An 11,961-nucleotide genomic window follows, 5' to 3' on the forward strand; every position below is an offset into this window, starting at 1 on the left:
GGCCGCAGGGAAAATACGGAGGAACTGTATATCCCTCTTCACAGTTTTACTGAAATCTCTTTCAAATCCTTCTGGAAACTTTTAATATCAGGATATCTTTGTTCCGGGTCTCTCTTAAGACATCTCATAATAATCCTGTCAAGATCGGCATAAGAAGCATCGCCAAGGATCTCCGAGACCGGAACGATACTGTCTTTATCCTCGCCCGAGAGCATCTCCTCGATTATATCCACCTTAAAGGGCTTTTCACCGGTAAGGAGTTCATAAAAGAGCACTCCGGTCTGGTAGATATCGGTCCTGGTTCCGGGTTTTCCGAATCTTGAAGGGAACAGCTGTTCCGGTGCAGCATAGACAAGAGAGAATCCTATGTTCGAAGACTCGAAGTTGTCTGCAATCGTTTTGCTGAGGCCCCAGTCGGTGATCTTCGGGGTGTCCTTGTCATCAAGAAGTATATTGTTGGGTTTTATATCGTGATGGACGATTCCCATTGCATGAGCATATTCCAGGCCTTCGGCAATGCCGGTGATGATGGAGAGTGTCTTTTGTACCGGCAGAGGAAACGCAAGAGACGCGAGGTTCCTGTTGAGGTATTCCATTTCGATATATGGCGCAGGGAAGATATTTGCCGAATAGATCTCGACGATGTTCTCATGCTTCAGTGTCTTCCATACCGAGATCTCCCTGATGAACGATTTTCCTGCAATCTCATCCCTGGATATCGGGATTTTGAGTGCAACAATCTTCCTGTCGCTTTCTCTTTCTGCCCTGAAAACGATCGCTGCTCCGCCGGTCCCTGCTATGGAAATATTTCCGTATTTCTCGTAAAGTTCGCGGGGGAATAATGAAATATACTGCCTGTCCCGGTCTTCTTTGTTATATAGGGTTTTCTCATTTTCAGGAGATTTATTTTCAGCCTGCGGAAGCCGGGACGACCAGAGTCTGGAGACTGCCATAAGCACCAGTGACAGCAGCAGCAGTGTCGGTATGAATATGACGATCATCCCGAACAATCCCTGATTGCCGGATAATAAACACTCGAAATAAAATAAAAATGAGATTAACAGCACGATGCAGTGCACATGACCGGTATATCCCTTCCGCCCGTATCTCATGATTATAATCGAAAGCATGAGAGAGGATGCACCGGTATAGACAAGCGATGCAATAAGTCCGAGATACACAAACAGCCCGTTTTCATAATAGGCAAACATGCTGTATGAGGTGGAGATCATATGAGCGGTGAGAAGGGACAGCAGAACGAAAATTGCGAAATGACCTGCCGCGATAAGATTTCTCTCAAAAGGTTCGGGTTTGCCTGCCTGATCCGGTTTCTGCTTCGCAGGAATAATGGAGAGAATTCCCGATACGATCAGCGATATTATCAGGAAAAACAGAAATGCATCCATCTCGTCGGAATACCAGAGATCGTAGGATATTGTATTCAGCGGAGATGTATCTTCAGCAAATTGCGGGTAATCGCCCGAATAAACGGTGACAATACTAAAATTCCCCGAACCATTGTTATTTATTCCATCTAGAAAAGGATTTTCAAAGATGATCATGCTGCCCCGATCGGACCCGATATGAACCACGGTACTATTGTAATCATCCGGAAGTAATTCATCCGGTGATACGATAGTGACGGTTAAAGTGCCGTTTGTGCTGTCATTTACCGGATATTCAAATTCTGCATCTACAGGCGAAATTACGAGAAAAAAGACAAATAACAAAAATAGTGCAAGGCATTTTTTTCTCAATCCGTTCACCTTTACATAAATTATTTCTTTTTTATAGGTTATATGACCGTCAGTCCATATGAAAAATCAGTCTTGCACGTGTCTGTCCCCTGCCGAGATCGATAATATCCCCGTCGGAGAGGATTATTGATTCTCCCTTTATTACAGGCTTATAATTGATATAAGAACCGTTGGTGCTCCCCGGGTCTGAGAATATATACTGCGTACCGTGTCTTTGAATCTCCGCATGTACTCCGCTTATTCTCGTAACCGAAAGATATGACCCGGAGAGTATTACGGAACATTTGTCTTCTTCAAAAATCCGGTTCCCGGTCGTCCTGCCGATCTTTGTAACCGGCGATATGACCGGAAATACCTTCTTGTCGTCGTCTCCTCCAAGGATCTGCAGATAAGGCTCGTTCCCGGCCGATCCCGACAGGTTTTCATTTAAAATTTCAATGGCCTCCATTGCCTTGTCACTGATAATCTTCAGGTCGAGATTTGAAAACGAATTCAGGTTCCGGATAATCGATTCGATCCCGCCGTACATAAGAGAATATTTCCAGACCGGAAGCGCCCCCCTTGATGTCTCTTTTCCTATTCCCGGCTCTTTCCTGATAATCCCGGCATTCAGCAGCCGGTCTATGTGCTTTTTTGTATTGTCGTAATTGGAGTTGATATGGTTTGCAATCTCCCTGACGGATTTTGGACCTCTTTCGATAAAAGTGATGATCTCGAGCCTTACAGGATTTGATATTGCCTGGAGGTATTCCAGGAGCTCCTCAAGCAGGCCGGGTTCTGCATGATCCTCCAGCGTAACATCCCCGGACTCCGCCTCATGCGACCGGATTTTGTGGAATTTCATATATCTGATACTATTTATTTTGTTGAAAATATATCTTTAAAATAACTGTTGAGATTAAATCGGATTTTTTTAATCTGAAATCAGGCCTGTCCGGCGATCAGAGAAAAAGATTTATGGCCATAATGATGCATACGAATATCAGGAAAAGCCCAAAACCGAATGACAACTGACTGCTCCTAAGTTTCCGTGCATATCTCGTGCCTGCAACCGCACCGCATACGGCCCCGGTGATGTACAATGCCAGAAAACCCAGAGAATGAATATTGCCGAGCTCCGCGTGCATGATCGAGGCCGCCATACATGCAAGAAACACGACCATTGTTGAAGTCGCAGTCGCATAATGCGGGGGAATTTTTGCAGCGATCATTGCAGGAACATTTATGCTTCCACCGCCTAGACCCGTCAGACCGTTCAAAAGCCCTCCGCTGCTTCCCCAGGTGATCATATGCAGTGCATGAAAATCGCCGGAGAACTCATCGCCGTACCTGTTCTTACAGCCGTCATGATACTCCGGGCCCTTCTTTATTTCCGGGAGGGAGATCAGATCCGGCTTGAGAAGAGTCGATGCAATAACAAGGAGTATGGCGATTAAAATCAGCTTAAGTGTTATTACAGGCAGCGATATTGAGACGAGAACCGACAGTACCGATACCCCGACAGCAGGAACCCCAAGGAACAGTGCCGTTTTATAGAGTATTCTCTGCTGCCATGCATAATTTACCATCGAAGTAAAAGATATTGCAACACCTATAGTCAGGGAGAGAGCGATTGCAGTAATCTGGTCGAATGAAAAGACAAGTATCAGCACGGGAACGTTCAGCGTACCCCCGCCGATCCCGAGGATTGATGCGATCATCCCGACGATGAATGCGATTATTACGATGAACACTATCACTTCAGGTGTCATATGAATCTCTGTTCCGCAGAGGGGACGATATTTGTAATATTGGTCTATGGTAAAAAATTATTTCTTAAGGTTCTTCCAGATTCTTGCCTGGAATCCGAAGAAAGATGAGAAACCGATCGAATCCTTCTGGTCTATAGTCTTGCTCTCAAACGAGACGAGATCGCCGGAATAAAGTGCATCAGGCGAGCTTCTTCCGGTAACGGTGGCTTTGCCTTTGTAAAGTTTCATATCGACTTTACCGTTCACTCTCTCCTGCGTCTTGTTGATGAATGCGGTTAGAGCAGCAAACAACGGTTCGTGGATCAGTCCCATGTAACCGAGTTCGGACCATTTTTCATCGACGATGTTCTTGAACGAGAGTTCCTGCCTGCTGAGGACCAGCCTTTCGAGATCCGAATGGGCGGCGATGAGAACGGTCGCGGCGGGATGCTCGTAGACCTCGCGGGCCTTTAAGCCGAGGATCCTGTCCTCGATCATATCGTTCCTGCCGATCCCGTGCTTGCCTGCAACTTTGTTTACGGCAAGGATGAGATCGTAGCCTTTCATTCTCTTTCCGTTAAGTGCGACCGGAATACCTTTTTCGAACTCTATGGTAATCTCTTCCGGTGTGTCCGGCGCCTCTTCCGGCGAGACGGTCCACTCATAGATGTCGTTTGGCGGGTGGAAGGACGGGTCTTCAAGTCTTCCTCCCTCGATGCTCCTGCTCCAGCAGTTCTCGTCGACCGAATAGGGTTTGTCCTTTACAACAGGCACCGGGATTTTATGCTTCTCAGCATAATCCATCTCCCATTCTCTTGTAAGGTTCATCTCCCTCATCGGGGCCACAATATCAAGTCCTGCTCCCCTGAAGATGAAATCGAACCTGAGCTGATCGTTTCCCTTGCCTGTGCAGCCGTGCGCTACTGCATTAGCGCCCTCTTTTTTCGCGATCTTCACTATTTCTTCCGCGATTAGCGGCCTTGCAAGTGCAGTGCCCATAGGATATCCTTCGTACGAGCCATTGGCTTTAATAGTCGGAAAGAGCTGCTCTTCAACGAATTTATCCTTTATATCGATAGTAAAATGCTTGTCGGCAATCAGATGCCCTTTGTCTGTCGCCTTCTTTATATCCTCTTCCGGCTGACCCACGTCGACTGCGACTGTAATGACTTCGTCATAGCCGTATTCTTCTTTTAAAAGCGGCACACAGATTGATGTATCAAGGCCTCCTGAAAAAGCCAGCACAATTTTACCTTTTCCCATATTGGTCTCCCGATTTTGTATATAGTGTTAATAAGGCCTGAAATCATGCAAAAATTTGAAATCTACAGGAGATTCAGGATATTTATCACCACTATATGTCATCATAATTTTGATTTACAACAATATAATGGTGCTTTAAAAGAAGTAATTTTTGAATTTTCAGGAATTCGGGATTACGGCTTTCTCCGGGACAAGACTGTCGTAGATTACGTAAGATCCGATTACTCCCATGAAGTTGACCGTAACCTTTACCCTGTCCTGGATTTTTTGGTTTCCGGGGAACTCTACCTGGTCGCCGACCGCATTGCCAAGCTCCTTTGATTCATGACTCCCGTCAGGATAGTAGACATCCACGACAATCGACTGTATGAAATTCTGCCCGAGACCTCCCCTGAATATGGCGGTAATCGTACCGTAGACCGGGTCCTTGTTTACCTGTACATTGACCTGGTATTTGTTGTCAGGTAGCGTCGTCGGTTCGGGGATCATATCTGTAGGCTGTCCTGTCGTTGCCTCGGCAGTCACTGTGGGCTCGGTCGTAGCAGCAGTCGTGCCCTCCGCCGGACCGGAATCCGTACCTGTACATGCAGCACAAAATGTCATTGCCGACATAATCACCAGAAGAATAAAAACAACTCTCATTCTCATATCCATGAGAATGTCTTAAAAATATATTTAATTTTTTAAAGTCAGTTGAAGGCAGGCTTTGTTTTCAGTGCTGCAACCAGCAGCTTTATGCCTTCTTCTACATCAGTCAGGTCCACAACCTCGATTGGAGAGTGGATATACCTTGTCGCGATCTGGAATGGAATGCTGGGAATACCGTCTCTTACAAGATGGATGATCGTTGCATCCGTATTTCCGCCGTCTCCGACTTCCAGCTGGAGAGGGATCTTATTCGATTCTGCGGTCTTCCTCAGCCATTCGGTAACTTTGGGATCGGACATAATGCCACGTCCTGCTGCACTTACCAGTGCAAGCACCGGCCCTTTTCCCATCTCTACGGAGGCTTCCTTCTTCGTGATCCCGGGGTGATCGCCCGAGATGGTTACGTCGGTCGCGATTGCACAGTCGGGTTTGAGGGCGAATGCGCTGACCTTCGCTCCCTTCAGGCCGACTTCTTCCTGGACTGTAAAGACGCCGTATATCGTATGCGGTGATTTGGCCTGCTTCAGGGTCTCTATGAGCATTGCGACGCCGACCCTGTTGTCGAGCGCCTTTCCGGTGAGCCTGTTGTTTGCAAGAAGTTTGTATTCCCTGTCGATGGTGATCGACGTTCCGATCTCGATCCCGAGTTCGTTTACTTCCTTCTCGCTCGTTGCACCAACGTCTATGAACATATCATCGGTCTTAATCTCTTTCTTCCTGTCCTCGGGAGTCATCACATGGGGCGGCTTTGCACCGATAACACCGGTGACCTGCCCTTTCTTACCGTGAAGAATGACCCTCTGGGTATATGCGACGGGATTGTACCAGCCGCCGATGGGGACGAATTTGATAAAGCCTTTCTCGTCGATATACTGGACCATGAAGCCGATCTCGTCCATGTGCGATGCGATCATGATCCTGAAATCGTCGCCTTTTTTGACCGCAACCAGATTGCCCATCTTGTCCTCGTAGATCTCATCGACAAAGCCGTCGAGCTCCTCCCTGATTATTGCCCTGACATTTCCCTCGCTTGCCGAGAGGCCGTGAGCGTCTGAAAGTTTTCCAAGTAATTCTTTTACCATAAATCTTCACCTAAATTATACTCTCTATTCTCTTAAGTGCTTCAGTGATATCATCTCTCGATGCCGCGTAGCTGAAACGTGCATAGTCAACGGCATTCTTACCGAACGCATCGCCCGGGATTATAACGACGCCTGCGTCGAGGATCTTGTATTGCATCTCCGTCTCCATAGGGACGAACATGTAGAACGCCCCCTCGGGTTTGGGAAACTCGAATCCGAGATCTTTCAGGCCGTTGTAAAGCAGATCCCTTCTTGCCGCATATTCGGATTTCATCTCATGGACACATTCGTTCGTTCCGGTGTACCCTGCAAGGGCCGCGTACTGGGATATGGATGTCGCACAGGTAAGGCAGTACTGGTGGACCTTGATCATCTGGTCGATCAGTTCCTGTTCTGCTGCAACAAAACCGATCCTCCAGCCTGTCATCGAGAAGGTCTTGCTCGCTGCATTTATCGTGACCACGTTGTCGCCGAAGAGTGCGGCACTCGTATGCTCCTTGTCGTATATGAAGTGCTCGTAGACCTCGTCCGAGATCACGGTCACCCCGGCATCATCGGCATATTCGACGAGGTCACGGATGGTTTCACGATCCTCCACCGCCCCGGTGGGGTTTGCCGGGGAGTTGAGCACCATGACCTTCGCCCCGTCGAGCATCTCTTTGCACACTTCGGTCTTTATATGCAGGCTTTCGTCCACGGGTATTCCCCCGGGTATCCCTCCCGCAAGGACTGCGCATTCCCTGTATGATACGAATCCGGGATCAGGATAAAGAACGCGATCCCCGTTGTCAACGAGAGACTCCATGGCGATATGAAGGGCCTCGCCCGCTCCTCCGGTTACAATGATCTGGTCCGGCGAATATACGAGCCCGTTCTCTCTCTTAAACTTGGCCGAGATCGCCTCCCTGAGTTCAGGAACGCCGGTATTGAAAGTATATCCCGTCAGGTTGTCCTCGATCGCCTTTATTCCCGCAATTTTGATATGTTCGGGGGTAGGGAAATCCGGCTGGCCGATCCCGAGGTTGATCGAACCGGGTTTGGCCTTCTGGAAGAATTTCCTGATGCCGGACATCTCTATTCCCAGGACTCTTTCGGAAAAAAGATTGTTCTTCATCTCAACTTTCATCTCCTTTCTCCTTCATTCGATGTTGGCATGTCTTCCCTTGAGATCCTTCTCCTCGCAATTGAGTATGATCATAATCGCCGAGATAATCGAGTCGGCGAAGATCATCGCACCGGTCTCGAATAACGTCCCGAGAGGGGCGAAGGATTTGAGTTCGCCTTTCATCTGCTTGATCTCGAACTCCGACGATTCGTCCCGGATATAATCCCTGTGGCTCTCAAGGACAACCGTGCAGTCGGATATCCTGCCGATCCTGGAATCGGACTTGGATGTTACGAGACATATCCTGCCCCCGAGCGTTTTTGCAGTCTCGCAGAGCTCCGCGATAGTCTTCGTCTCCCCCGATCCGGAGAACGCGACTATCATATCCCCCTTTTCCATGGCGGGAGTGATCGTCTCGCCGATGACATAGGACTTAAGTCCAAGGTGCATCAGTCTCATGGCAAAGGCCTTTGCGACAAGCCCGGATCTTCCGGCACCCATTACATAGATCCTGTTTGCCTTCAGGATTTCATCGATAAACAGGTCTACCTCCTGGTCGGAGATGGAATCGGCCATCTCTTCTATCTTGGTGCTCATGAGACGGATCATATCTTCTACTGTTTTGCATTCGGACATATAACCACCAGTACGGTTACTTAGTTATAGTGGTTTATGGAGTTATTTTCTTTGGATCGACGAGATCGATTCCGGTAAAAAAGAGTTTATTTCAGTTTTTCAATCTCTTCTTCGACTTCTTCATAACCCTCTTTGTAGAATCCTTCCTCGTCGGGGGCCAGTTCGCGCAGAAGGCGGAGGAACTCTCCGGCATGCACTTTCTCTTCATCAGCAATATCGAGCAGTACTGCCTTTGCCAATTCGTTGTCCGTGGATTCGGCAAGCTGAACGTAGAGCTGTATTGCTTCGTACTCTGCCGAGACCATGAACCTGATTGCTCTTATCAGTTCGTCGGGGGTAAGCTTGCGATCGTTTTTGAGACCTGCAAAAGGATTTCCAAATTCCGGCATTTTAATCACTTTCCTATGGTTACAAGTCCTTATATGGAGAGCATTTCTTATTAATTTATTGCAGGTTTGTTTTGGTTGGTTTTAGTACATTAACCGTTTTCTCTAGATCAGACCGGATTTAGCAATATTTATGTTTTAATTTTTAGGATCGCATTGTTCTCCGGATTTTAGCATCCGATCATGTACGCGATATAAGTAGAGTATAAAACGTGCACCAAATCCAATTAAAAGAGAACTCCCGGCCAGCACGGTAAGCCCGCCAAGCAGAATGACCACCATAATATCCTGTCCGGTGAAAATGTCGTGAATCATCAGACCAAGCTCATTTTCCCAGATATACAGTACAAACGCGAGTATCAGGACAGTGACCACTATTGAGAGAACACTATAGGTACTGTATATTATCTCTTCACGGTTGAACCGGGTTCCTGAGCGCAACTTCGGCACTAATTGTGTTTTTAGAAAATCAAATGATTTCCGGCGTAATTGCGGCATCTCAAGGAGATCCATCAGGCAATAGTAGCCGTCAAGTTCCAATAGAGGATTCAGGTTCAGCAGTGCAATCAGATAGGTGATATATGCGGCCTGAAACAATGCCTTTGTATAGTCTGAGGGAGGAAGAACGAAGGCAAGAATTGAAATGATTCCTCCAATTATTACATTAACTATCGGTCCGGCAAGTGATACCATTATACGGGGAGTCCGGCCGGACATCCACATATCGCTTACATCAACGAAAAAAGTAGGCATGCCATAGTAAAACATCAATCCGGCTTTGTGAATTTTGCGCCCGAAATATTTACAGGCAAGGCCGTGTCCTGCCTCATGCCAAAACAGTACTATCCAGCCGGATAGGATCAATATGAGCAGGCCGTAACTATATATCTCGTTGAATGTAAGCAGTTGAAACTCTTCCGTCGGCTCCAGGATAATGAAACAGATAATGCCGATAACTGAAATCAGGATAAATGCAAAGAGAGCGGCCCTCGTAAAAAAGAAGTGTCCGATACTTTCATAAATCCTGGTAAACCATTTATCAGCCTGATTCCAGTCAAACTCACGCTGGTATGTCCCGTCAGCGAGATTTGTGAGAAGAGGAACAAAACCGGTCTCTGTATCCGGATTAGCGGGTTTGGTCCGGGTTTCAATTAAATGATTTTCTTCAAGCTGTTGTATGAGCGTATCCAGCCTCTCCAAAGGCAGTGATCCAAATCTCTGGTAATAAGCAATTGCAAGATCCGTGAGATTGTGCTCCCCGTTCATCATCTCCCACAGAAAGTAGTTCTCTTCATCTATTGCAAGGTAGGATCTTTTGTCGGGATTGTGCAGTATATAGTATGTATCCCCTCTTCTGGTTCGCTCAAAACGAACCATTGAGTGAGGCATTTGACGTGGTTTTAATATTGATTTTTCCGGCATACCAAATCCTGTTTTTCCATACCATAACGCAAATGATCATTCCGAAGTTATGCTCTCACGAACGCAAGACGCCCAGACTCAGGTACTTCCCGCCCGAGTATATCATCAGATCGTCTGCGACAAACTGATCCAGGACCGCCTGAATCCCGGTCCTGCTCACCCGATTCATCTTTAAAAGCGCCTGAATCGTTTGTGCTGTATCGCACTGAAGATAAAGATCGGCGGCAAGATCGTTGTAGTTGTATTCATTCATGGTTCCTTTGCGGGTGTCCTTGATCGTGATCGATTTTCCGGAAGTAAAGACGTCCAGAACGGCATCGGTCCGGGATTTCCATTCCTTCAGGACAGCAATCAGATCCTGCGCATAGATCTCTGATATATCGTTGTATTCAGCATCAAAGTAGTGGGCAATATCGTAGAGATCGTCTTCCGGTAATGAATGAAATATATGCCTGTATACATTTGAAGGCACAAGGCGGGTGATCCCGTATTTGGAAGGTTCTTTCCAGTAGGCGCTGAAGCGGTCGAAACGAATATGACCGTAGCTATTTGGAGGAGCCAGGTGCCGGATTTTGGGAATAAACTGTATCATTGCCGCGTATTCGTTCGGGTCTTCGCCGGGGAACCCCCATAATATATTATAGGATACATCAATGCCAAACTGTTTTCCCCATTTCAGAATCTGGATATTATGTATGAGTTTTGTTCCCTTTTGCATCAGCCTGAGAACGCTGTCATTCAATGATTCGATACCCACCTGTAATTCAGTAATACCTGCACATGCCAGAAGCCTGACCTGTTCGCTGGTGAGACTCGCTTTAACTTCCCAGAAAAATTTAATTCCTTTTTGATCGGCAAGTTGAGGTAGCAGAGTCTGAAAGTACTGTTGGGCCATGATATTGTCTGCAACATGGATCTTATTTCCGTAGTTATCCTGTACATATTGTATTTCATCCAGAACACGCGTAGGTGATTTGCAACGGAAGAGCATACCCCTCGGATTGAATCCGCAAAAAGTACATTGCTTTTTTTCTCCCCACCAGCACCCGCGTGAGGTCTCGATGGGAATGTTGATATCTAAATCAGTCAGTTTCCTGCCGGATTTCAGTGTATCGAAATAATCCGAATAATCCGGAAATGGGAGACAATCCAGATCTTTAACCAGGCCGCTTTCACAGGTTTTTCCAGAGTTCCGGGAGACTACCCCGGGAATCTCCGGGACAGGATCATCATTAAGAAGAGTTTTGATCAGTTTAGGGACTGCCTCATCACCTTCGCCTGTACAGACATAATCAATGAACGGGAACAGGCGGCATAGTGCTTCGCCCTTTGTCCCGAAGCAGTTGGCGCCGCCAAAGAGTATTTGGATCTCAGGAAACTTTGATTTGATTCGTTTTGCCAGGGCAAGAGAAGCACAATGCTGCTGAAAGGACGAACTGAAACCAACCACTGCATAACGGGACCAGTCCGTTTCTTCAACAAATTTGTCCAGAAATGAGGGTAGTCGATCACGGATTTCAAACAATTCTTTTACAATAAATGGAGTAAATACGTCCTTGTATTTTTTCCACAGGACTTCCTGCAGGTATGCAAGATCCGCATCAGGATTTTCACCGAAAGCCGACGGGGCAAATAGCCATTCTCCAAGCATCAGTTCTATGGGAGTGGTGGATGCAATCATGCCATGTAGTCGTCCGAGCTCCTCATCAAGCAGGAGATTGACATAGTGAATGTCGCATCCGATGCCCTCTTTTAAAAGTGCACTCTTGAACATTGAAATACCCAGGGGAGGGATTTCAATCAAACTGAACGGAGGATATATAAATGCTACACCAGGACCTTCAAAATCCATATTATTTATTATCTGTCAAATCAGGAATAAATTTGTTTATACGTTAATTTATCTTTAAAATAATAATTATGTTCAGAATA

11 protein-coding genes are annotated in these 11,961 nt (G+C 46.7%); all 11 read right to left on the bottom strand.

From position 1 onward, the window contains the following. Positions 1-38: 38 nt before the first annotated feature. Positions 39-1,757 (bottom strand): serine/threonine protein kinase, encoded by a 1,719-nt coding sequence (locus MPET_RS14465; protein ID WP_013329259.1) that lies wholly within the window; start codon positions 1,755-1,757, stop codon positions 39-41. Positions 1,758-1,806: 49 nt separating this feature from the next. Continuing rightward, positions 1,807-2,601: an FHA domain-containing protein gene (locus tag MPET_RS06710; protein WP_013329260.1), complete on the bottom strand. Its 795-nt coding sequence runs from the start codon at positions 2,599-2,601 to the stop codon at positions 1,807-1,809. Between the two features lie 97 nt (positions 2,602-2,698). Continuing rightward, complete coding sequence (locus tag MPET_RS06715) at positions 2,699-3,508, bottom strand: sulfite exporter TauE/SafE family protein (protein ID WP_013329261.1); 810 nt, start codon at positions 3,506-3,508, stop codon at positions 2,699-2,701. A gap of 57 nt (positions 3,509-3,565) precedes the next feature. Further along, positions 3,566-4,750, bottom strand: coding sequence for an argininosuccinate synthase (locus MPET_RS06720; protein ID WP_013329262.1), 1,185 nt, complete (start codon positions 4,748-4,750; stop codon positions 3,566-3,568). Positions 4,751-4,909: 159 nt separating this feature from the next. Further along, positions 4,910-5,398 carry a hypothetical protein gene (locus MPET_RS06725; RefSeq protein ID WP_225353859.1) on the bottom strand — a complete coding sequence of 163 codons (489 nt, stop codon included), beginning with the start codon at positions 5,396-5,398 and terminating at the stop codon, positions 4,910-4,912. Positions 5,399-5,439: 41 nt separating this feature from the next. Beyond that, positions 5,440-6,480, bottom strand: a complete 1,041-nt coding sequence (locus MPET_RS06730) for a M42 family metallopeptidase (RefSeq protein ID WP_013329264.1) — start codon at positions 6,478-6,480, stop codon at positions 5,440-5,442. 10 nt (positions 6,481-6,490) lie between these two features. After that, positions 6,491-7,606, bottom strand: coding sequence for a pyridoxal phosphate-dependent aminotransferase (locus MPET_RS06735; protein WP_013329265.1), 1,116 nt, complete (start codon positions 7,604-7,606; stop codon positions 6,491-6,493). A 12-nt stretch (positions 7,607-7,618) separates the two neighbouring features. Beyond that, a complete protein-coding gene (gene hxlB / locus MPET_RS06740; protein ID WP_013329266.1) occupies positions 7,619-8,221 on the bottom strand; it encodes a 6-phospho-3-hexuloisomerase in 603 nt (200 codons plus the stop codon). 86 nt (positions 8,222-8,307) lie between these two features. Beyond that, entirely contained in the window at positions 8,308-8,610 is a 303-nt protein-coding gene (locus MPET_RS06745; RefSeq protein WP_013329267.1) for a ferritin family protein, read from the bottom strand. 135 nt (positions 8,611-8,745) lie between these two features. Further along, positions 8,746-9,984 carry a hypothetical protein gene (locus MPET_RS14470; RefSeq protein ID WP_187287591.1) on the bottom strand — a complete coding sequence of 413 codons (1,239 nt, stop codon included), beginning with the start codon at positions 9,982-9,984 and terminating at the stop codon, positions 8,746-8,748. 100 nt (positions 9,985-10,084) lie between these two features. Further along, entirely contained in the window at positions 10,085-11,881 is a 1,797-nt protein-coding gene (locus MPET_RS06755) for a RiPP maturation radical SAM C-methyltransferase (protein WP_013329269.1), read from the bottom strand. Positions 11,882-11,961 lie beyond the last annotated feature (80 nt).

The organism is Methanolacinia petrolearia DSM 11571 (genome assembly GCF_000147875.1).
Lineage (GTDB): Archaea > Halobacteriota > Methanomicrobia > Methanomicrobiales > Methanomicrobiaceae > Methanolacinia > Methanolacinia petrolearia.